The organism is Achromobacter sp., from assembly GCF_049647645.1.
Taxonomy (GTDB): Bacteria; Pseudomonadota; Gammaproteobacteria; order Burkholderiales; family Burkholderiaceae_B; genus Achromobacter.
The window spans coordinates 1-21,356 of sequence record NZ_JBARYB010000040.1 but is presented as its reverse complement, the minus strand read 5'-3'; the positions used below and the strand labels follow the sequence as shown (position 1 = coordinate 21,356).

The 21,356-nt window shown below is 66.6% G+C and carries 16 protein-coding genes; 7 read left to right on the top strand and 9 right to left on the bottom strand.

Annotated features, from left to right (window positions below; all coding sequences use genetic code 11):
• The coding region (locus tag WBB14_RS03940; RefSeq protein WP_424238660.1) for a penicillin-binding protein 1A at nucleotides 1-2,498 on the bottom strand (2,498 nt) is incomplete at its 3' end.
• A 109-nt stretch (nucleotides 2,499-2,607) separates the two neighbouring features.
• Nucleotides 2,608-3,408 carry an AraC family transcriptional regulator gene (locus WBB14_RS03935; RefSeq protein ID WP_424238659.1) on the bottom strand — a complete coding sequence of 267 codons (801 nt, stop codon included), beginning with the start codon at nucleotides 3,406-3,408 and terminating at the stop codon, nucleotides 2,608-2,610.
• 171 nt (nucleotides 3,409-3,579) lie between these two features.
• Between WBB14_RS03935 and WBB14_RS03930 the strand changes: the two genes are divergently transcribed.
• Entirely contained in the window at nucleotides 3,580-4,824 is a 1,245-nt protein-coding gene (locus WBB14_RS03930) for an MFS transporter (RefSeq protein ID WP_332015122.1), read from the top strand.
• Between the two features lie 45 nt (nucleotides 4,825-4,869).
• Here WBB14_RS03930 and WBB14_RS03925 read toward each other — a convergent pair whose 3' ends face one another.
• Nucleotides 4,870-5,808, bottom strand: a complete 939-nt coding sequence (locus WBB14_RS03925; RefSeq protein WP_424238658.1) for a LysR family transcriptional regulator — start codon at nucleotides 5,806-5,808, stop codon at nucleotides 4,870-4,872.
• 162 nt (nucleotides 5,809-5,970) lie between these two features.
• On the opposite strand from WBB14_RS03925, the gene WBB14_RS03920 reads away from it, so the two are divergent.
• From WBB14_RS03920 to WBB14_RS03900, 5 genes are all read left to right on the top strand, one after another.
• Nucleotides 5,971-6,840: an intradiol ring-cleavage dioxygenase gene (locus WBB14_RS03920; protein ID WP_424238657.1), complete on the top strand. Its 870-nt coding sequence runs from the start codon at nucleotides 5,971-5,973 to the stop codon at nucleotides 6,838-6,840.
• A gap of 40 nt (nucleotides 6,841-6,880) precedes the next feature.
• Nucleotides 6,881-7,183: a YciI family protein gene (locus tag WBB14_RS03915; protein WP_424238656.1), complete on the top strand. Its 303-nt coding sequence runs from the start codon at nucleotides 6,881-6,883 to the stop codon at nucleotides 7,181-7,183.
• 217 nt (nucleotides 7,184-7,400) lie between these two features.
• Nucleotides 7,401-8,486 (top strand): alpha/beta hydrolase family protein, encoded by a 1,086-nt coding sequence (locus tag WBB14_RS03910; RefSeq protein WP_424238655.1) that lies wholly within the window; start codon nucleotides 7,401-7,403, stop codon nucleotides 8,484-8,486.
• A gap of 17 nt (nucleotides 8,487-8,503) precedes the next feature.
• Nucleotides 8,504-9,463, top strand: coding sequence for a Bug family tripartite tricarboxylate transporter substrate binding protein (locus WBB14_RS03905; protein ID WP_424238654.1), 960 nt, complete (start codon nucleotides 8,504-8,506; stop codon nucleotides 9,461-9,463).
• 14 nt (nucleotides 9,464-9,477) lie between these two features.
• Nucleotides 9,478-10,341, top strand: coding sequence for an NAD(P)-dependent oxidoreductase (locus WBB14_RS03900; protein ID WP_424238653.1), 864 nt, complete (start codon nucleotides 9,478-9,480; stop codon nucleotides 10,339-10,341).
• A 37-nt stretch (nucleotides 10,342-10,378) separates the two neighbouring features.
• Here the strand turns inward: WBB14_RS03900 and WBB14_RS03895 are convergent, their stop codons facing one another.
• The 5 genes from WBB14_RS03895 to pgaA all read right to left on the bottom strand — a co-directional run bounded on the left by WBB14_RS03895 (nucleotide 10,379) and on the right by pgaA (nucleotide 17,592).
• Complete coding sequence (locus WBB14_RS03895) at nucleotides 10,379-11,104, bottom strand: TetR/AcrR family transcriptional regulator (protein WP_424238652.1); 726 nt, start codon at nucleotides 11,102-11,104, stop codon at nucleotides 10,379-10,381.
• Nucleotides 11,105-11,286: 182 nt separating this feature from the next.
• A complete protein-coding gene (gene pgaD, locus WBB14_RS03890; RefSeq protein ID WP_424238651.1) occupies nucleotides 11,287-11,733 on the bottom strand; it encodes a poly-beta-1,6-N-acetyl-D-glucosamine biosynthesis protein PgaD in 447 nt (148 codons plus the stop codon).
• Nucleotides 11,730-13,070 carry a poly-beta-1,6-N-acetyl-D-glucosamine synthase gene (gene pgaC, locus WBB14_RS03885; protein WP_332015120.1) on the bottom strand — a complete coding sequence of 447 codons (1,341 nt, stop codon included), beginning with the start codon at nucleotides 13,068-13,070 and terminating at the stop codon, nucleotides 11,730-11,732. The genes pgaD and pgaC overlap by 4 nt, the downstream gene beginning before the upstream one ends.
• A complete protein-coding gene (gene pgaB, locus WBB14_RS03880; protein ID WP_424238650.1) occupies nucleotides 13,067-15,100 on the bottom strand; it encodes a poly-beta-1,6-N-acetyl-D-glucosamine N-deacetylase PgaB in 2,034 nt (677 codons plus the stop codon). Before pgaB ends, pgaC begins: the two co-directional genes overlap by 4 nt.
• Before the next feature lie 20 nt (nucleotides 15,101-15,120).
• Nucleotides 15,121-17,592 (bottom strand): poly-beta-1,6 N-acetyl-D-glucosamine export porin PgaA, encoded by a 2,472-nt coding sequence (gene pgaA, locus WBB14_RS03875; protein ID WP_424238649.1) that lies wholly within the window; start codon nucleotides 17,590-17,592, stop codon nucleotides 15,121-15,123.
• Nucleotides 17,593-18,144: 552 nt separating this feature from the next.
• On the opposite strand from pgaA, the gene WBB14_RS03870 reads away from it, so the two are divergent.
• Nucleotides 18,145-19,359, top strand: a complete 1,215-nt coding sequence (locus WBB14_RS03870; RefSeq protein WP_424238648.1) for a GGDEF domain-containing protein — start codon at nucleotides 18,145-18,147, stop codon at nucleotides 19,357-19,359.
• Here the strand turns inward: WBB14_RS03870 and WBB14_RS03865 are convergent.
• Nucleotides 19,349-21,265, bottom strand: coding sequence for an alpha/beta hydrolase family protein (locus WBB14_RS03865; RefSeq protein ID WP_424238661.1), 1,917 nt, complete (start codon nucleotides 21,263-21,265; stop codon nucleotides 19,349-19,351). The two genes, WBB14_RS03870 and WBB14_RS03865, sit on opposite strands and share 11 nt — an antisense overlap.
• Nucleotides 21,266-21,356 lie beyond the last annotated feature (91 nt).

Sequence of the window (21,356 nt, the reverse complement as noted above, 5' to 3'; positions counted from 1 at the left end):
ATGACAGGCACATTGCCGGCCGGCGCGCCGCCCGCGGGCGCCACGGGGACGGGCAGGGCCACGGGCGGTTGGCCAGGACTGCTCTGCGGCACGGCGCCGCTGGGCGGCAAGGGCTTGACCGAAGTGTCCACGCCATCCGTCGAACGGTTGTTGTTCAGGAAATCGGTCAGCGCATCGCCCGAGGACAGGTCCAGCGACGCCACGGCCTGGCCCGGCGGGAATTCCGAGAAATAGTATTCGCCGTTGTCCACGAGCAGGCCGTCCGGCCGCGGCGCGGGCTTGGCTTCGGGCACGCCCTTCAAGGCGGGCTGCATGTAGTCCAGCCAGGTGCTCAGGGCCAGGCCGCTGCCGAATTCGTTGGTGCCCAGCGACTTGGGCTGGTCAAAGCCCATCCAGACCGTGGTGGCAAGGTTGGGCATGAAGCCCGAGAACCAGACGTCCACGGCCTCGTTGGTGGTGCCGGTCTTGCCGCCGATGTCATTGCGCTTGAGCACCTGGTGTGCGCGCGCGGCGGTGCCGCTGACCGTGACGCCGCGCAGGATGTCGTCCATGACCCAGGCGGTCCGCGGATCGATGGCGCGCGCCTGCTCGTCGCCGGCGACGACCGGTTGCGCCTTCATCAGCACGTTGCCGGACCGGTCGGTCACGTGGTCCACCAGGTAGGGGGTGACGCGGTAGCCGCCGTTGGCGAACACGCTGTAGCCATTGACCACCTGCAGCGGCGTCGCGCCGCCCGCGCCCAGGGCCAGCGGCAGCACCGCCGGCCAGCGCGACTTGTCGAAGCCGAAGCGGGTCAGGTAGTCCTGCGCATACTGCGGCGAGATGGCCTGCAGGATGCGGATCGACACCATGTTCTTGGAGCGCATGAGGCCCTGGCGCAGGGTCAGCATGGGCTCGTACTTGTTGCCGTCGTTCTTGGGCTGCCAGGCCTTGGAGCCGGTCTGCTCCGCGGTCAGCATGAAGGGCTGGTCGGAGATCTGCGTGGCCGGCGTCAGGCCGCGCTCCAGGGCCGCGGCGTAGACGAAGGGCTTGATGTTGGAGCCGGGCTGGCGCCAGGCCTGCGTCACGCGGTTGAAGCCGCCGCGGTTGTAGTCGAAGCCGCCGATCATGGCGCGGATGGCGCCATCCTGGGGCACCATCGAAACCAGCGCGGCCTGCAGCGTCGGCATATTGATGATTTCCCAGCTGTCGCCGTTCTTGTGGATGTAGACCACGGAGCCGCGCCGCAGGCGCTGGCTGTCGCTGGCCTTGGGGTTGAGCGCGCGGGCCACCACCGCCAGCGCCTTCTTGTCGCTGATGGTGATGATGTCGCGCGCGCTGCGCGCCAGCGTCACTTCGGTGGGGCTGGCGGCCAGCACCACGGCGGTCAGCAGGTCTTCGCTGTCAGGCGTCCTTTCCTGCACGCCGTCCAGGATCTCGTCCAGCGCGGCCGCGTCCTGCTCGACGCCGTCGGGCAGGTCGATCTGGTCTTCGGGGCCGGGATACACGGCGCGGCGGGTGTAGTCCATGACGCCGTCGCGCACGGCGCGGTAGGCGGCTTCCTGGTCCTTGGAATCGATGGTGGTGTAGACGTCGATGCCCTTGGAGTAGGTCTGTTCCTGGAACACGCCGTACATCAGCTGGCGAGCCAGCTCGGCCGGGTAGTCGCCATGGATGGCGAAGCCGCGCGCGCTGGCGCCGTCCGCGCCGCGGATGGTCAGGCGCTGCTTGAGCGCTTCATCGGCCTGTTCGGGCGTGAGGTAGCCCAGCGTCTTCATGCGGCCCAGCACGTAGTGCTGGCGGATCTCGGCGCGCGGGAAGTTGGTGATGGGGTTGAAGCGCGACGGCGCCTTGGGGATGCCGGCGAGCATGGCGGCCTCGGCCGGCGTCACTTCCGACAAGGGCTTGCCGAGATAGGTGCGCGAGGCGGCCGCGAAACCATAGGCGCGGTGGCCCAGGTAGATCTGGTTCATGTAGAGCTCAAGGATCTGGTCCTTGGAGAGCTCGGATTCGATCTTGAAGGTGAGCAGCAGCTCGTAGAACTTGCGCGAATAGGTTTTCTCGGACGACAGGTAGAAGTTGCGCGCCACCTGCATCGTGATGGTGCTGCCGCCCTGGCTCTTGGAGCCCTTGACCAGGTTGGTCAGCACCGCGCGCGCCACGCCCATCCAGTCAACGCCGCCATGGCTGTAGAAGCGGTCGTCCTCGGCCGACAGCACCGCCTGGCGCATCACGGGCGGGATCTCGTCAAAGCGCAGCACGTTGCGGTGTTCTTCGCCGTATTCGCCAATCAGCACCTTGTCCGCCGTATAGATGCGCAGCGGCACCCGCGGGCGGTAATCCGTCATGGCGTGCAGGTCGGGCAGGCTGGGCCAGGCCAGGGCCAGTGCCAGGCCGAGCGCGATGCCGCCGCACACGGCGGCGCCGCCGGCGGCTACGCCAGCCTTGATCAGGATTCGTTTCCAGGGGAGGCCCGGTTTGCCGCCCGGGGTGGCGGAGGATTGCTGGGGGGTGCTCATTGCAGGCGATTCTAGGGCAGAACGCTATAGACCGCCCAGGGGGCCATAAGGTTTCGGTAACTAAACATGTATTGCGCGCCGTCACAAACGGCGAGTCCGGTTGCAGGCGTCAGCTGTTCTTCAGGTAGCCCTGCGGCGGCGCGCCCAGCGCCCGGTGGAACATGGCCGAGAAGGCGCTGGCGCTGCGGTAGCCCAGATCGGAAGCGATACGCGCGACCGGCACGCCCTGCGACAGCCGGCACACTGCCTCGGCCAGCCGGACCTGCTGCACCCACTGCCGGTAGTTCAGCCCCAGTTCCGCCTGGAACAGGCGGATCAGCGTGCGCGCGCTGGCGCCGACTTCGTCGCCCCAGTCCTCGATGCCGCGCTGCAGCCCGGGGTCGTCCAGGATCGCCGCGCAGATGGTCTGCAGGCGCCGGTCGCGGGGCCAGGGGATCTGCAGCGGCGCGACGCGCGCGGCGGCCAACTCGGACAGGACCAGGGCGGCGATCTGCTCCGCCCGGCCTCCCAGCGGGTACTCGATGGGTTCGGCGGTCAGCGCCAGGATCAGTTCGCGCAGCAGGCCGCTGACCTCGACCACCTGGCACTGCGGCCAGTAGTCTTGGGCGGCCTCGGCCTGCAGATAGAGCGAGCGCATGGACACGGCGCCCACCATGTCCACGCCATGCGGCACGCCCGCCGGCACCCACAGCGCGCGCAGCGGCGGCAAGGCCCAGAAGCCGCTGGGGGTGGTGACGCGCATGACGCCTTCGACCGCGTAGACCAATTGGGCGCGCGGGTGGGAATGGGTGCCCGTGCGGGTGCCCGGCGGGAATTCCTTGGCCATCGCCGTCACTACGCGCGGCCGGTGCTGGTAGTCCTGCGGATTGACGCTGCGGGCGGGGTCGGGCAAAAGCAGTCGGGCGGGCATGCGTGTCACTTCCGGCGTAAGGGTGAGAGGGGGCGGCTCAAGCGCATTTTCCGCATTTTGTCACTTAAACGACGGAAATTGGCATATGGGTTCCGGCCCGGATTTCTACACTGGCTGCAGGTCCCGGCACGGTGCCGGGCATGCCCATCCCCTTATCCGCGTCAGCTACCCATGAATCCACCCCAGACCCCAGCCGCCGGCATCGCCGACGCCAACACGGCGCCGCCGCCAGCCGCCTCCTCGGATCCGTCCACCGCCTTCAAGGTGCTGGGCGCGATCAGCGTGGCGCACCTGATGAACGACATGATCCAGTCGATCCTGTTGGCCATCTATCCCATGCTGAAGGATTCCTTCAGCCTGTCGTTCGCGCAGATCGGCCTGATCACGCTGGTCTACCAGCTTGCCGCCTCGCTCTTACAGCCCTTCATCGGTTTCTACACGGACCGCCATCCCAAGCCGTACTCGCTGCCGGTGGGCATGGGCTTTACCTTGGTGGGGCTGCTGCTGCTGTCGATGGCGCCGTCCTTCGGCTGGCTGCTGGTGGCCGCGGTGCTGGTGGGCACGGGTTCGTCGGTGTTTCATCCGGAGTCTTCGCGGGTGGCGCGCATGGCCTCCGGCGGCCGCCACGGCCTGGCGCAGTCGCTGTTCCAGGTGGGCGGCAACGTGGGTTCGGCGCTGGGGCCGCTGCTGGCCGCGCTCTTCATCATTCCGCACGGGCAGCGCAGCGTGGCGTGGTTCTCGCTGGCGGCGCTGTTCGGCATCGTGGTGCTGACCGGCATCGGCCGCTGGTACAGCGCCAACCGCGTCCGGCTCAAGCCGCGCGCGCGGCGCGAGGGGACTGGCCACGGACTGTCGCGCAACCAGGTGCTGGGTGCGCTGACGGTGCTGGGGGTGCTGGTGTTCTCCAAGTATTTCTACCTGGCCAGCCTGAACAGCTATTTCACTTTCTACCTGATCGACAAGTTCGCGCTGTCGGTGCGCGAGGCGCAGCTCTACCTGTTCCTGTTCCTGGCGGCGGTGGCGGTGGGCACGGTGGTGGGCGGTCCGGTCGGCGACCGCATCGGCCGCAAGATCGTGATCTGGGTGTCGATCCTGGGCGTGGCGCCGTTCACGCTGCTGCTGCCCTACATGAACCTGTTCTGGACCGGCGTGCTGGTGGTGATCATCGGCATGGTGCTGGCTTCGGCTTTCTCGGCCATCGTGGTCTACGCGCAGGAGCTGGTGCCGGGCAAGGTGGGGATGATTGCCGGCCTGTTCTTCGGTTTTGCCTTCGGCATGGGCGGCGTGGGCGCCGCGGCGCTGGGCAAGCTGGCGGACGCCACCAGCATCGGCTACGTGTACCAGGTCTGCGCCTACCTGCCCTTGCTGGGCGTGGTGGCGATCCTGCTGCCGAATGTGGAGAAGGCGCGCCGCTGAGGGCGGGCGCCAGGCCGGGGGCGCCGCGCGGGTCCCGGCCTACGTCTATGCGCCGGGACTCCCATGATCGAATGCCGTCCACTTCTGGTGGTAGTCCATGCGCTCGAAGTGGGTGACCAGGAAGTCGATGAAGGTCCGCACCTTGGCGGACATGTGGCGCCGGCTTTGGAAGGCGATATTGATGGTCAGTTGCGGCAGATCCCAGTCGTCCAGGACCGAGATCAGGCGTCCGGCTACCAGGTCTTCATAGAGGATGTACTTGGGTTGCACCAGGATGCCCATGCCGCTGAGCGCGGCCGCGCGCAGCACCTGACTGTCGTTCGATTCCAGCAAGCCCTGCACCAGGATGCTGCGCGTTTCCTCGCCACGGTGGAATTTGAGCTCGTTCGGGCTGTTGGCATAGGTGTAGAGGAGGAGAGGGCGGCTCGCCAGATCCTCGACGCTGCGGGGCGCGCCATGGGCGTTCAGGTAGCTGGGCGACGCGGCGAGAATGCGGCGTGTGGCCGCCAGGCGCCGGATGGTGACGTTGGAGTCGCGCTCGAACTCGCGAGTGCGTATGGCCACGTCGATGTTGTTGTCGATCAGGTCGTGGTACCGGTTGGAGACCTCGACATATACCCGCAGGTTCGGGTAGCGGGCCATGTACTCCTTGAGCAAGGGACCGATGTGGTGCACCGAAAACGATAGCGACGCCGTGACGCGCAAGGTGCCTGTCGGATTGAGCACAGTAGCGCTGGCCGCCGCCTCGGCATCCCTCATGTTGGCCAGCACGCTCTTGCAACTCTGATAGAAGCGCTCGCCGGTCTCCGTCAGGGAGAGGCCGCGCGTGCTGCGCAGCATCAACCGGGCGCCGATTCTGGCCTCCAGCGACGCCAGGTGCCGGCTTGCCGCCGCGTTGGACATGTTCAGCGATTCCGCTGCACGCGACATGCTGCCGAGCTCGGTGGTCTGCACCAACAGTTCCATTTCAGTCCAACGATCCATTGCGTCTCCTGCCGCCGCTCGTCTGTCGGCGTTGCTCATGCGCGCCCAGGTCTAGGGAAAACCCTTTATTTTCCGGTGGGCGGAAAACGTATTTACGGCGATCCGATTGCGTTAATTTGATCAAGTGTACAAAATTAGAGCCGTAACTCAACGGAGACGCGAGTGAGAAACCTCGATGAAGACAACATCACGCGGGCGGTCATTGGCATGCACGCCAACGCAGCCGATCCGCGGCTGCGCGAAATCATGAACAGCCTTGTGCAGCACCTGCACGCCTTCGCCCGCGACGTTGCGTTGACCGAAGGCGAGTGGTTCGAGGGTATCCGCTTTCTCACCGAGGTCGGCCACATCACCAGCAAGATGCGCCAGGAGTTCATCCTGCTCTCGGACACGCTGGGAATGTCCATGCTGGTAACCGCAATGAACAACAAAAAGCCCAAGGGTTGCACAGAGGCGACCGTATTCGGTCCCTTCCACGTCGAGGATTCTCCGCGTGTCGAACTGGGCGGCGATGTGGCCAATGGCGCGCCCGGCGAGCCCTGTTATGTGCGGGGTGTAGTGGTGGGCTTGGACAACCTTCCCGTGCCGAACGCCGAGCTGCAAGTGTGGCAGGCTGACGAGGCCGGTTTTTACGACGTGCAGTACGGGGACGACGTGCCGCAGCGCGCCCGCGCCACGTTGCAGGCGGACACGGAAGGGCGCTTCCATTTCAAGACTATCCGCGCCGAGGCCTATCCGATTCCGCACGATGGCCCGGTGGGTAGGATGCTGGAGGCGCTGGGACGCCATCCGTGGCGGCCGGCGCACCTGCACTTCATGATTGCCGCGCCCGGCTACGAGCGGCTGATTACGCACGTCTTCCGCAATGGCGACCGCTACCTGGACTCGGACGCCGTCTTCGGCGTGCGGTCGTCGCTGATTGCCGATTGGGTCGAACACCCGCCCGGGCCTGCGCCCGATGGCTCGCGCTGCGTGGCGCCTTTCTACACGCTGGATTTCCGCTTTGTGCTGAACCCGGCGCCGGCAGCGTGAACGCATCGTCACGGACATTCATTCCAACCAGGAGAGTTTCTTGATATTCGCACTCCACTTGATCGACCGTCCCGATTGCGCCGAGCTGCGTCAGCGCGTGCGCCCTGAGCACAAGACCTATCTGGCGGCGGTGGCAGACCGGATTGCCTTTGCCGGCCCGCTGACCCAGGACGATGGCCGGACCATGCTGGGCAGCCTGCTCGTGATCGACTTCGAGGACCGGGCCGCCGCGGAGCGCTGGATGGCCGAAGAGCCCTTCACCAAGGCCGGTCTGTATGGGACGGCATCGGTGTTGCCCTTCATCAACCTGTGGCAGCAACGGACGGGCTTTCCCCAGACTTGAAGACCATGGCGATCAAGCACGCAGTGGTGTGGAAGCTGCGTGGCGGGCTGGCCGCGCAGCGCATCGGGACCGAAGAGTCGACACATGCGCAATCCGCTTAAGCGGTCGGCGCCCGCGCCATCCGCAATTCATTCATAAGGACTTTCAGATGCTTGAGTACTTCAAGGTTTACTCATGGAATCTAGCGCTCTCCATGGCGCTCGATGCCGGCGCAAATATGGACGAAGTCGATCGCGCCTGCCGCGGGCTGCGTCATGCCGAGGACGACCAGAAGCACGCCAACGATTTCTTTCAGGCCTGGGCCGACGGCGGAGCCAGACTGGCGCGCGCGGCGGCCGAAGACGAAAACGCCGGCAACCTGCTGTCGGCGGGAGAGAAGTACCGCCGCGCCTGTGTCATGTACATCACCGGCGAGCGTATTCCCGCCCACGACTACGCCCCGCGCGCGGCAGCTTACGACGAGTTGCTACGGACCTTCGGCAAGTACATCGAATGCACCGGAGCCAATTGCGAACGGGTCAGAGTGCCGTTCGGTGAGTCCTTCCTGCCCGCGCTGATGGTCTCGCTGGGCAAAGACAAGTCTCCCGCGCCGTGCGTCGTGCACTTCAACGGCCTGGACGGCGTGAAGGAGTACCTGTACCTATGCGGGCTGCCCGCCATGCTGACGCAGCGCGGCGTGTCCATCCTGCTGGTCGACAACCCAGGAGTGGGCGAGGCGCTGCGCAAGAACAAGCTGCACAACGCGCCGGAGGCCGAGTTGCCGGCCGGCGCATGTGTCGACTTTCTGGAAGCCCGGCGTGACGTGGACAAGAGCCGCATTGGCATGATGGCGCTGAGCCTGGGCGGTTACCACGCCCCGCGCGCCGCCGCCTTCGAGCCGCGCTTCGCATGTTGCGTGGCCTGGGGCGCCAACTACGACTGGGGCGTGCGCTTCCGCGCCCGTGTCGAGGGCACGTACTCCGCGCAGAAGTCGGTTCCGCACTACTTCGAGCATGTGAAGTGGGTGCTGGGGCAGGAGAACATTGAGGACTGCCTGGAGATCACCGACCGCTACACCCTGGAAGGCGTGCTGGACCGCGTTCGCGTGCCGGTCTACATCACTCACGGCGCGGACGACCGCCAGATTCCCGTGACGGATGCCACCCGGACCTTTGAAGAGTGTGTGAACGCGCCCCAGCGGGAGCTGCGTATTTTCTCGGCCCAGGAGGGCGGTGAACAACATTGCAGCATCGGCAACATGAGCCTGGCGACCAACGCCATGGCGGACTGGATTGGCCGTGTTCTGAATAAAGCCAGTGATTAAAAAAGAGGAGACTTACCATGTTGAAGGCCATTTCCCGCATGCTCGTGCCCCTGGCGCTTGCGACCAACATTCTTCCCGGCTTGGCGAATGCCGAACCCAACCTCACCCGAGTCATTGTGCCGGTGGGCGCGGGAAACCCCTTCGATTCGTCGGCGCGCGCGTTGGCCGAGGGAATGGCCAAGATCAGCGGCAAGAGCGTGATCGTCGAGAACAAGGCAGGGGCGGGCGGACGCATCGCCACCACAGAAGTGGCCCGGGCCGCGCCGGATGGCGCGACGCTACTGTTTACCACCGCCGGCCATGCCACCAACGCAGGCCTGTACAAGAATCTGCCATACGACCCCGTCAAGGACTTCACTCCCATCACCATCGTGAGCAAGTCATCGGGCTTCGTCCTGCTGGTTCAGGCCGATTCCCCCTACAAGACCATCCAGGACCTGGTCGACGGCGCCAAGGCTCGTCCCAACCAGATCAGCTACGGCTCGTTCGGCATTGGCAACACCACCCACGTGATCGGCGCATTGTTTGCCCGAGCGGCTAACCTGAAGCTGCTGCACGTGCCGTACAAGTCACCGGTTTCCGACTTCCTGGGCGGTCACGTGAACATGGTTTTCATGGGGGCGTCCACGGCGCTGCCCCTCGTCAAGGATGGCCGCGTGCGGGCCCTGGCAATTTCCTCGGAAGCGCCGGACCCCAACTTTCCTGGCGTACCCACCTTTCGCGAATTGGGCTATGAGGACGTGGACGTACCGGCGTGGTCCGGCCTGCTGGCCCCCCGCGGCATGCCGCCCGAGCAAGTGCAGGCCCTGTTCAAACAGGTCTCGGAAGCGGCCAAGCAGCCCGTGTTCCAGGACTATCTGAAGCTCAGCCAGGCTCAACTGGTGCTGATGACGCCTGAGCAATTCGCCAAGGCGCTGGATGCCGATGTGGCGCGCTTTCGCAAGGTGCTGCCCGAACTGGGCATCGAAGCCGAGTGAGGGAGACGCAGACCATGATGATTCATTTGATCGGGGCCGGAAAGATGGGTTTGCCGATGGGCAAGCATCTGATGACGGCGAGCCATGCGCTCAGCGTCGAAGATCCGGACGCGGGCCGGCTGAAGGCCGCCGTCGCACTGGGCATGGCGGCTGCGCCGGGGGCGCTCGGGATGGCGCGGGCCGATGTGCTGTTGTCTTCGTTGCCGCACGATGGCGCGCTTTGGCAGGTGGCGCAGGAGGTGGCGCGCCACGCGCGGCCGGGAGCTGTATACATCGACACCAGCACCGTGTCGCCCGAGATTTCCGTCCGCGTGGCGGAATTGTTGCGGAGCAGTCAGGTCATCTATCTGCGCGCCACTGTGTCCGGCAATAATGTCATGGCCGAGGCCGCGCGTTTGACGCTGCTGGTGTCCGGCCCGCAGGACGCTTACGAGCGTATGCTGCCGCTCTTCAAACTGTTCGGCCCCAGCCAATACTGGCTGGGCGAGGGTGAAGAGGCGCGGCTCATGAAACTGGTCGTCAACCTGATGATCGCGCAGACCAGCGCAATGCTGGCCGAATCGCTCATCCTGGGCGCAAAGGGGGGGCTGCGCTGGGAAGATATGTGGGAAGTTCTGACCCATAGCGCGGTGGCGTCTCCCATCGTCACGGCAAAATCCAAGCAGTTGATGGCGCGGGACTACACGGCTACCTTCACCGTGTCTCAGATGGTCAAGGATGTGAAGTTGATCCTGGGTGAAGCGGAGCGCCTGCAGGTGGCGCTACCGCAGACCGCGCTGACTCTGCAGTCATTGCAGTCGGCTGCGGCGCATGGCGACGCCGACGCAGACTACGCGGCCATCATCCGCTGCGCGGAACGGGCGGCGGGCCTGGCGTAGTCTGCGGTTGATCTGATGCGGCTTGAGTCGGGCGGGGTCAGGCGCTGGGAGGAACCAGGGCCCTGAACCCCGCGCTGAAGAACGGCAGCATTCTCTTGAATGCGGCCTCGACATCGCTGGCCTTGATCAGGCCGGACGACAGGTTTTCCACGCGGCCCGGCTCCGCGACGATCGAGACCATGCCGCCCACCATGAGGCTGAACGCATAGTACAGATCTGTCTGCGGCATTGTGGGGAACGTGCGTGCCAGCTCGTCCAGGTATTGCCGCGCGACCGGGTCGTAGTGCTCGTCGATGACCTTGGCGAACTCGGGCGAGTTCGCGTGCCGCGCAATGAACAGGGAATAGTTTTTCCACCCCTTGCCACCTGCCGCGCTGCGTTCGACGAACGGCCACACGTAGCCGGACACGATATCTTCCACGGGCACAGGCTTGCCCTGGGCCCTTGCCCGGGCGGTAGCCAGAGCAAGGGTGCGCTGGTGTGTCATGTAGGCCGCGCGCCGTTTGATGACGTTGCTGAACAGCACGTCCTTGGTACCGAAATGGTAGGTCACCAGCGCAATGCCGCAGCCCATTGCTACGGCCACATCCCGCATGGAAGTCCCGTGAAAACCGTGGGCGCCAAACAGTTCTTCCGCCGCGTCCAGCATTCGCTCACGAGTTTCATCGCCATCGCGCCGCGCGTTCACCCGGGCAACGCCGGGTTGGCGCGCCGCGGGGGGCTTCTTGCGAGAGGGTGTGCGTGGCGAGGGATTCGACGTCATTGCAGGGCGGGACACCAAGGCGCTGGCGCATACTCAATGCCAGTAATCCGTTTTCCAGGTTTGTCAGGCAGTCTACTGGACTATGAGTCCAAAATCTTGCAAGAAGCCGCGGTTTCAACGCGGATAGGCTTTCTCCGCAAGACGGCAACATCGGGTGAGTTGCCGATTGCAGATTGAATGCACTACACCGCCCGCACCGCGCTCAGGCGGGGACGGCCCATGTCGATGCCGGTGATTTCGCCGGCCGCGCCATGGTGGATGATGCTGGTGCGCGCCGACCTCAGCTGCGTCAACTGCGCCGGCGTGATGGCGAAGCTTGCCGCCAGGCGGCGGTCATCCAGCGGCTTGATCGCCTTGCGGCGGTCCTTGCCGGCGAACTTGCGGTGGTTGTAGACCGCCCACGCCACCAGCACGCCGGCGTTGACCAGCGCCAGCAGGGCGTAGCCCCACAGCGTATGCACGGTGGGCAGGAACACCGGCCATAGCGAAACGCCGGGGCCGCCCGCGGCGGCGCGCAGGATCGCCAGGATGCCGGCGCCGAACAGGTAGACGAAGGCGAACCAGCCGATGGCGGTGAGGACCAGGTCGAACAGATAGCCTGCGCGGGAACGTTGCGTGGTGATGATCATGACGTTGCGTCCGGTGATTTGATGCCCCGGTCCGGGCTGGTCCAGCGCGCGCGGCGGGCCTGCTTGCGGAGCATGACTTTGGGGAAGCTGACCAGGGTGGTGAACAGGCTCACCATCCAGAAGGCCAGCGGATACCAGATGACCCAGTACAGCGAGCGGGCGAGGCCGGGCTCGTAGCGGCGGTCGATCAGGATGCTGACGACGAACTGCAGCAGGCAGACCACCGCCAGCATCATGCCGGTGAAGGCGGGCGGCATCAGGCTGGCGATCTGCATGTTGTTGGGCAGCGTGACCACCTGGCTGAGGGCCCACAGCAGCACCGATACGCCGAAGGCGAAGGCCCAGGCGGTGGACAGGCAGAACTCGGCCATCAGCGGCCACAGGCGGCGATGGCGCCAGACCCAGATCGAGCGCAGGTTCTTCAGGAAGACCTCGGCGCCGCCCTGGGCCCAGCGCAGCCGCTGCTTCCACAGTCCGCGCAGGGTTTCGGGCATCAGGATCCAGCACAGGCCGCGCGGCTCGTAGAAGATCGACCAGTGGTCGCGTTGCAGCTTCCAGCTGATGTCGATGTCCTCGGTGATCATGTCCAGGCTCCAGTAGCCCACGCGGTCCAGCGCCGCGCGCCGGAAGGCGGCGACCACGCCGGACACCGTGAACACCTGGCCGTAGACGCGCTGGGTGCGCTTGATCAGGCCGATGATGGACGAGAACTCGCCCACCTGGATGCGGCCGATCATGGTGGAGCGGGTGCGGATGCGCGGGTTGCCGGTGACGGCGCCCACGCGCGGGTTGTCGATCAGCGGCGCCACCAGGTAGGCGGCCGCGTCCGGGTCCAGCATGGCGTCGCCGTCGATGCAGACCAGGTATTCGCTGCGCGCGGCCATGGCGCCCATGCGCAGCGCCATGGCCTTGCCCTGGTTCTGCGCCAGGTGCACCACGCGCAGCCGCGGATGGGCGGCGGCCATGCGGTCCAGCATCTCCGCGGTGCCGTCGCTGGAGCCGTCATTGATCGCGATGACCTCGATATGCGGATAGTTCTGCCCCAACGCCGCCAGCAGCGTCTCTTCGCCGTTGTCGGCCTCGTTGTAGCAGGGCACCAGGATGGACACCAGCGGATTGCCGGCCAGGGCCGGCGGTTGGCTGTCCTTGCCCCATTTCCAGTGCCGCTCCCAATGCCACCAGAAATAGATGCCGCCGGCCATCCACATGCCGGACATGAACAGGGGATAGAAGAACACGAAGCCCAGCAGCGCTTCGCCGGTCAGCATCAGGGTGAAGCCGAAGGGCGCGCCAAGCACCGCGCAGAGAATCAGCAGAGCAATCAGACGGTCTATCATCGGAGGGGATACCAGGCTTCGGAAATGGCGGGCCGGATGCCTTGCAGCCGGGGCTGGTCTTGCGAGAAATCGTCGGGGTAGTAGCCGAAGCTGCGCGAGCCGCGCAGTTGCAGCCGCTTCATCCAGCCGGCCAGCACGGCCGTGTCGACGGGAGTGGCCTCGGGGCGGCCGGGGCCGGTGCGCCAGTCGCGCGCCTGCAGTTCGAACACGGTCTTGTCCAGCGCGCCGGGGCGCTGCGCGACGGTGTCGACCAACCGGTCGAGCCAGGCGTTTTCCTTGCCTGCCGGCACGTTCTCCATCAGCGGCATCGCCATCGGCGCGGTCCAGTCATAGGCGCCAAGGAAGTCGTCCAGGTTCTGCGCGAACCAGGTTTCGCTGCCGGGGTTCAGGATGGGTTCGGCGAAGATGTTGCGGGCGGTCTTGATCTGCGGACCGCGCACCGCGCGTACCCGCTGCGTCAGTTCCGCGGTGAAGTCCACCAGCGCGCGGCTCTTGTAGCGGGTCCAGCGTTGCAGGGTGCCGGGATCCGCGCGCAGTTCGGCGATGCTGCCCGGCAGGCCCGCAGCCCGGTAGGCGGCCAGCGCGCCGGGGCTGGCGTCTTCGAAGTCCGACAGCAGCGCGTCGTCATGGAACAGGATGCCGTCGAAGATCGCGTAGCGGGACAGGTCTTCGTACAGGTCGCCGATGCGCGCCCGCACGGTGGCGTCGAATGGCGACAGGCGGCGGTACTGGTCGGGGTCCGGCGCCGGCTGCGCCTCGCCTTCCTGCCAGCGCGTGACGCGCGGCAGGGCGGGATCCAGGTCGAAGGACAGCACCGGCATCCAGGCGTAGACCATCACGTTGGCGCGGTTGTGCAACTGCCACGCGGCGCGGTTGAAGAGGTCGGCGCGCATCGGCAGCCAGCGGTTGGGGAAGTAGACCGACTTCACCAGGCCGTCGCCCACGGGGTCCGAATAGGCCTGCAGGAACACCGTGTTGATCTGCATGTCCAGGATGCGCTGCACCAGCTCGCCCAGGTTGCGGTCGGTCTGCGCCGGGTCCGGGTCGTAGACATAGTCCAGGTCCACGTGCGCCACGCGCATGAAGGGCTGGGCCTCCATGCCGACCACGCTGTTGGCGAACGGCTTGAGCGCCGGGTCGCTGGATAGCAGCAGGCGCGGCGTGGACATCAGGCGGCCGACGCGTCCCGGCCCGTCTTCCAGCGTCAGGGCGAGCTGATAGCCATGCTCGGCGGTGATGCGCAGGGTGGAGCCGCCCTCGGCGCCATACGGCCAGACCCACACGCGCGGCTTCTTGCCGGTGACGCGCTGAATCTTCGCGGTGATGGCGGCGACGTCGCGGCCCATGCGTGCGTCGAACTCCGCCTCGGTCTCGTAGCGGCGGGTCTGCGCGTCATAGGCGCGGATGGCGGCGGCGGGCTCCGTATTGCCTTGCGGATTGGCCAGCGCGCCATAGTGCGAGGCGTCGGTGTGGGCGGCGATCTCCACCAGTCCGGAACGCGAGATCTCGCGGATCTCGTCCCAGTTCAGGAAGCGCTTGCGGTCTTCGGGGCTGCCGCCGAAGTCGACGTGCTGGTTGGCCGGCGTGTCCATCCAGATACCGACCGGCGCCAGCAGCGCGGGCCATTGGTAGGCTTTCAGGATGGGCAGCACGCGGGTGTAGAAGCTGCGGTAGCCGTCGTCGAAGGACAGCAGCACGGCGCGCTCGGGCAGCGGCTTGCCGCCCTGGCGCGCGGCCAGGATCTGGTCCACGGTCACGGCTTGGTAGCCATTGGCGCGCAGCCAGGCCAGCTGCTCGACCAGGCGGTCGGTGCGCACGCTGAGAAAGCCCTGGTCGGGGTCGTCGTCTTCCACGTCGTGGTAGGCCAGGGCCAGGAACTGGCCCTGGACCCAGGGCTGCTCCGCGGGGGCGACCGGGCGCTGGTCCGGCGGCGTATAGACCGGGATGTCCTTGGCGCAGGCGGTCAGCGCCAGGATCGCGAGCAGCAGCAGGCCGGCAAGTATCAGGCGGGTATGGGTTTTAAGCATCATGGCGTTACTCGGTGCCGGGTTCAGAAGCGGTACGTCAGGTCGAACACGATGCGCAGTTCGCGCTCGCGCTCGCCGTCATACGGGCGGCTGGTGCCGGTGATCATGGCGCCCATGTCGAGGACGTCGTTGGCGCGGTATCGCTGGCCGTAGCCCAGCGCGATGACGCCGCCGGTGCCGTAGCCTTGCTGGGTGTAGGTGCCCGCGCCCAGGGTGCCGATCTGCTCCCAGGCGGTCTCGTAGCGGCGGTACAGGGTGTGCGTCAGGCGCACGCCGGGCAGCAACATGAGGTCCGAGCGCGGATTGAAGTAGGGCACGTTGCTGTCGTGGCTGTTGCGTTGGGTAGACGCCTCGAACTCCAGGTCCGCCCACAGGCGCGGAGCGGTGTAGACGCGCTCGCGCCCGGCCAGACCCAGCGCCCAGCGGTTGTTGCCGTCGCTGAAATGCGAGGGCGACAAGGCCAGCGTCCATTCGCGGCGCTCGTCGGCGCGCCAGCGCACGAAGGCCGACAGGCTGTTGGACGAAACGCCGCTGGTCAGGGCGCGCAGCGGGGTTTCGCGCGACATGATCTCGCCCGAGCCGCCCACTTGCCAGTGGTCGTCCACGTCGTAGGCGAGCGACAGGCGGGCGCCGGGCTTCACGCCGTGGCCGTAGTCGTGGGTGGAGACTTCGCCTTCGACGGTGAGGTCGCGGCCGCGCCATTCCACGCCGGTGCGCAGCCAGCGGTAGTTGCCGCGGCCTTCCTCGAAGTCGCCGGAAGCATAGCCGCCGCCGCCGAAGACCCGCCAGTTGTAGTCCAGCGGGGAGGAATAGAGCACCGCGTCGATGCCGAAGTCGCCGCTGCCATTGACCGGGCTGTCCGAGGCCAGCCCGCGATAGCCGTTGATGCGCAGCTCGGCCTTGTTGTGCACCTCCCATTCGCGCGCCAGGCGGCGGCTGGTCAGGTTCTCGGGCGAGCGGGCCAGGGTGTCTTGCGACAGCGCTTCGGCCTGGCGCCATTCCTGCAGGTCCAGGGCGGTGAAGCCTTGGCCGTTTTCCACGCCCAGGCTGCGCGGCGCCAAGGTCTCGGCCATTTTCAGCTCGGTTTCCGAGGCGCGGGGCAGCGAGCGGGCGCGGTAGACGGTCGCCAGGTCGCTGCGCAGGCCCGAGTTGTTCGGGGCGATTTCGACCATCTCTTCGAGGCGTTGCTGGGCGACGACGGTGTCGTTGGCCTGCAGGCGCGCGGCGGCCAGGGTCTGGCGGCTTTCCAGGTTCAGGTCGTTGGGCATGCGGGTGGCCTGGCCCTTGTAGTACAGCCAGGGGGCATAGCCCGATTCGACTCCGTCTGTGACGGCGCCGGTCTCGTTGAACTGCTCGCCTTCGGCCAGCGAGTAGTACAGGCCGGTTTCCGTCGCCAGACGTTGCTCGGCGTCGTCGCCGCGCAGGGCGTCGTCGGCGGCGACCTGGCGATAGATGTCGCGGGCGCGTTCGGGCTGGCGCAGATACAGATAGGCCGAGGCTACGTCGTTCAAGGCGTAGCGCGGCACCGTGGCGCCTTCGGCCTGCAAGGCTTCGTATTCGCGCACCAGATCGGCCATGCGTACCCGCGCATGCAAGGCGTGCAGGCGGTCGATACGGGCGCGCAGCGCATCGGCGCGGGCGTCCTCCTGCTGCTGCCAAGCCGGAATCAGTTCGTCGTAGCGGGCCAATGCGCGGTCGGCCAGCACGAAACGCTCGGCTTCCGAGCGCGTGGGCATGGCCGCCAGCCGTACCTGCTGGGCCAGCGCGTCGGCCTCGAAGCCGCGCATCTGGCTGGCGTCGAACAGGTCCTGATGGCGCCGCGCCAGTTCCAGCGCCACATCCGCCATGCGCGCGCGCTGCAAGGCATGGATGTACTCGCGCAACACGTAAGGGGTGTCGGGCGCGGCGGCCAGGGCCAGGTCAGCCTGGTGCAGCGCTTCGTAGGGCTCGCCCTGGCGGGCATGGACGTAGCTCAAGGCCAGCCGGGCGTCGACATCGCGAGGATGCCGCTTGAGCCACTGCGCGGCCGCGGCGCGCGCCTCGGGGTAGCGGCCGGCGTCGGCCAGGGTCATGATTTCGCCGGCGCGGAAGGCGGATTGCCCGGGATGGCGGCGCGCTCCCGTCTGATAGGCGGCCAGGGCTTCCGGCCAGCGCTGCAGGTCGCGGTAGGCGCGCGCCACGGCGAGCTGGATGTCCGCGGGCAGCGCCGCGCCTTGCGGCAACTGCTCGTAGGCGCCGACGGCTTCTTCGGGCTTGCCGGCCCAGCCCGCGATGATGATGTGGTCGTAGATGGCGCGGCTGCCGCCGGCCTGGCCTTGCTGGCGCAGCATGGCCAGGGCGGGTTCGTAATCGCCGGCTCGCGCCCGCGCGATCAGCCCGTCATAGTCGTTACTTGGGGCGGCCAGGGCCAGGGCGGGAGCCAGCAAGGCGCAAGCCGCCAGCAGGCTCAGTCTTGGTCCAGCGGCACCCGGGGGTGTCGATCCTCTTTTTTGCATCTGTTTTACTTCCGCAGTTGCTACTCGGGGCGTTCCTGGTCCGGCCGGCCGTGCGCGTGCCTTTTGTCGGCGCGAGCCGAGGCGACGCGCAGCACAAAGGCGCCGGCGGCACGGGGAGGGAACACTTTTTGGTTAGGACTGCGCGGCGCCCGCTGCGGGGACCTTCGCACTCGCGCTAAGGGAGTGCATGGCTAGTACGCGCCACGCCCGTAGGGCGTGATTGCGGCACTCTTCGCGGCACCGTCAACGAGCGAAATTATAAGTGTGTTAACTGTCAGGTAACTGTCAATTAGTGCAAAGGAAGGTTGCGCAGGCCCCGCCTTGGCGTATTCTTCGTCGCTTGCCGCGCAATCGTCTTGGCGCGGGCGGTAGAGGTTCAGGGCGAAACGGCGTGCGGCGACGGACGGGCGCCAGATAGTGCCGGTCTGTCGCCGCGCGGGTAACAAAAAGCGTCTGGAGTGGAGGGATGTAACGCCTCCAGACCTGTGAACCCAGTGCAACAGCAATGACGAGCGACGGCGCACGCCTGCGGGGCGGGTGCCGGCAAACACCATGACGACTTCTCTCTTCTTTCTGATGTGGGGCTTGGCCACGGCTTTGGCATTGCCATTGCTGGCGCCGTTCCGCGCCCGCGACGTGGGCGGCATCCAGGCCTTCACCGTGGCCAATGCCCTGGCGGTGCTGTCGCTGCTCGCCTATGCGGCCTCGCAGCTCCTGCCGCCCGGCGTCTATGTGATGGCGTCGAACGCCGCCTGGGTCTGCGCGGTCAGCCTGGTCTACATCGGCGTGCGGCAGTTCTTCGGCCTGCGGCCGCTCGTGCGGCGCACGGTCGCCCTGGGCGGGCTCTGCATCGTTGCGTTCGCGCTGTTGCTGTACGGGGTGGATGACTTGCGGGCGCGCATGCTGCTGTTTTCCGCCTACACCTTCGCCACCATGGTGGCGACGGGCATGGTGTTCTTCCGCCAGCGCAAGCGGATCCAGACGCGCGGGGTGATGCTGTACCTGATGCTGGCCAGCTTCGGCCTGGCCGCGCTGCACGCCTTGCGCGTGGTGGTCTACAGCGTGGGCGGGCAGGCGCCGGCGTCGCTGCTCGACCCGACGCCGTGGGGGCTGTTCTTCATCGTTTGCGGAACGGTGACCGTGCCCGGCTTGTTCCTGGCATTGCTGCTGCTGATCCAGACCAGCCTGTCCGAGCGGATGGAGGCCGCGCTGACCTTCGACGGCCTGACTCGCGCCTATTCGCGCCGCAGCATCCTGGACGAGCTGGAGCGCGAGCTGCAGCGCTGCAAGCGCGCCGGCGGCAAGCTGGCGGTGCTGGTGCTGGACATCGACCACTTCAAGTCCATCAACGACCGCTACGGCCACGCCTCGGGCGACGCGGCGCTGCGCCATTTCGCCCAGGTGGTGCAGCGGGCGGTGCGGGCCAGCGACCGCTTCGGCAGGCTGGGCGGCGAGGAATTCGTGCTGCTGATGTACGACTGTGATCCGGCCCGCGCGCTGGTGCAGGCCCAGCGCGTCTGCGACGCCCTGCGCGACACGCCTTTCCATCTGCAAGGGCGGGAAGTGCGCATGACCACCAGCGGCGGCCTGGCTTCGTATCAGTCGGGAGACAGCGCGGACGGCATCCTGGCCCGCGCCGACGATGCGCTGTACCGCGCCAAGGAGCATGGACGCGACCGCGTGGAAATGGCCTGGATCGGCCGCCCCGCGGGCCGCGCGCAGGAGCGCGGCCCGGCGGCGATCGTCGAGGAGGAGGCTAGGGCTTGAGATGTTCCTTCAGGAACTTCTCCATGGCTTCGTAGAACTCGAACTTGTTCTCGTCGTTGTGAAAGCCGTGGCCCTCGTTGTCCTTGACCATGTATTCGACCTCGACGCCGCGCGCGCGTAGCGCCTTGACCATCTGGTCGCTCTCGTCCTTGTTCACGCGCGGATCCTTGGCGCCCTGGGCCACGAACAGCGGCGTCTTGATCTTGTCCGCGTGCAGCGCGGGCGAGGTGGCCGCCAGGCGTTCGCGGTCGCGTTCGGGATCGCCCACCATGTCCTGCATCTTGTCCAGCATGGGCTTCCAGTACGGCGGAATGGACTTCATGAACGTGAACAGGTTGGACACCCCCACGTAATCCACCGCGGCCGCATAGAGGTCGGGCGTGAACGCCACCCCGGCCAGCGTGGCGTAGCCGCCGTAGCTGGCGCCGTAGATGCCGATGCGTTTGGGGTCGGCGATGCCCTGGCCGATCAGCCATTGCACGCCATCGGTGATGTCGTCCTGCATCTTCAGGCCCCATTGGCCGAAGCTGGCTTCCCAGAAGGCGCGGCCATAGCCGGTCGATCCGCGGAAGTTCATCTGCAGCACGCAGAAGCCGCGGTTGGCCAGGAACTGAACTTCGGGGTTGTAGCCCCAGCCGTCGCGCGCCCAGGGGCCGCCGTGAGGGTTGACGATGCAAGGCAGGTTCTTCGGATCGCGGCCGGCCGGCAGCGTCAGGTAGCCGTGGACCGTCAGGCCGTCGCGGGTCTGATAGCTGATGGGCTGCACGCGCGACATGTCCGCTTCGGGAATGGCGGGGTTGATGTCGGCCAGCTTGGTCAGCGTGTCGGCGGCCGCGTCGTAGATGTAGCGCGAGCCGGGCGTGCGGTCGTTGTAGGCGGCGACGATGAACTTGTCTTCGTCGCGGTTGGAGCCCTGGATGGCGAAGTCGTAGCCGGTCAGTTTCGCCGACAGCTTCTTGAAGAGTGTCTCGGTCTGCCCGTCGAAGAACTTGTATTGCGGCTTGTCGGTCTGGTAGGCGGCCACCGTCAGCACGCGGCGCTTGCGCGAATATCCCGCCGAGTCCAGGTCGACCGTATCGGGGGTGAAAATCTCTTCCTCGGCCTCCGGCTTGGCGGGGTCGATCACCACCAGCGACAACTTGTCGCGCCCGCGATTGGAAAGCGCGTAGAACTTCTTGTCGTCGAAGGTGAAGAACGCCGGGCTCACGCTGGTGCGGTAGTCGGTGGTGATGAGCGGGCGGAACTCGGACGATTCGTTATCGCGGTAGAGCAGGGTGGTGTTCAGGCCGTCGCTGGCGACGGCGGCGCGCACCTTGCCGGCGTGGTCGGTCTGCCAGCCGACGATGTTGCCCGGGTTCTGCGCCACCAGCACCGCGGCGCCCGTGTGCACGTTGACGCGGTAGACGTCGAAGACTTCGGGGTTGCGCTGGTTGTGGCTGATCAGCACGTGGTCGGGATCGTCTTCCAGATCGTCTTCGATGCCGGCGCGCACGCCTTCATAGGGCGTCAGGTCGGTGATCTTGCCGGTCTTGGCGTTGACGGCCAGCACGTGGAAATTCTCGTCGCCGCCGAAGTCCTTCTGGTAGAGCACCACGTCGGCGCCTTTCCAGAAGAAGTTGCTGATGTCGCGCGCGGTTTCGCTGGTCAGCTGGCGCGGGTCGCCCACCGGCGTGCTGCCTTGCAGCGGCTGCACATAGATGTTCATGCGGGCGGGCTTGCCGTCCACGCTGGTGGGCTGCATGAAGCCCAGCGTCTGGCCGTCGTCGGCCAGGCGGAAGAAGCCCCGTTCGGGGTTGCGGAAGAAATCCTTGAGGGGATAGGCGCGCGGCGGCTGCGCGGCGCTGGCGCCCAGCGATACGCCGATGATGCCGGCGGCCAGGACGGTGCGCTTGAGGAATGAGAACAAGGGGGACCTCCGAAGTTGCCGCGGCCGGCGCTTGGGGCCGGCCGCCAGGTGGTCCGCCGATAATGCCATAGCGGCGCGGGCGGTGTCGAAC

Excerpts from the sequence above, each read along its gene's own strand:
- WBB14_RS03935 (WP_424238659.1), bottom strand. The coding sequence starts at position 3,408 with ATGCCCGCCCGACTGCTTTTGCCCGACCCCGCCCGCAGCGTCAATCCG.
- WBB14_RS03930 (WP_332015122.1), top strand. The coding sequence starts at position 3,580 with ATGAATCCACCCCAGACCCCAGCCGCCGGCATCGCCGACGCCAACACG.
- WBB14_RS03925 (WP_424238658.1), bottom strand. The coding sequence starts at position 5,808 with ATGGATCGTTGGACTGAAATGGAACTGTTGGTGCAGACCACCGAGCTC.
- WBB14_RS03910 (WP_424238655.1), top strand. The coding sequence starts at position 7,401 with ATGGACGAAGTCGATCGCGCCTGCCGCGGGCTGCGTCATGCCGAGGAC.
- WBB14_RS03905 (WP_424238654.1), top strand. The coding sequence starts at position 8,504 with ATGTTGAAGGCCATTTCCCGCATGCTCGTGCCCCTGGCGCTTGCGACC.
- WBB14_RS03900 (WP_424238653.1), top strand. The coding sequence starts at position 9,478 with ATGATGATTCATTTGATCGGGGCCGGAAAGATGGGTTTGCCGATGGGC.
- WBB14_RS03895 (WP_424238652.1), bottom strand. The coding sequence starts at position 11,104 with ATGACGTCGAATCCCTCGCCACGCACACCCTCTCGCAAGAAGCCCCCC.
- pgaD (WP_424238651.1), bottom strand. The coding sequence starts at position 11,733 with ATGATCATCACCACGCAACGTTCCCGCGCAGGCTATCTGTTCGACCTG.
- pgaC (WP_332015120.1), bottom strand. The coding sequence starts at position 13,070 with ATGATAGACCGTCTGATTGCTCTGCTGATTCTCTGCGCGGTGCTTGGC.
- pgaB (WP_424238650.1), bottom strand. The coding sequence starts at position 15,100 with ATGATGCTTAAAACCCATACCCGCCTGATACTTGCCGGCCTGCTGCTG.
- pgaA (WP_424238649.1), bottom strand. The coding sequence starts at position 17,592 with ATGCAAAAAAGAGGATCGACACCCCCGGGTGCCGCTGGACCAAGACTG.
- WBB14_RS03870 (WP_424238648.1), top strand. The coding sequence starts at position 18,145 with ATGACGACTTCTCTCTTCTTTCTGATGTGGGGCTTGGCCACGGCTTTG.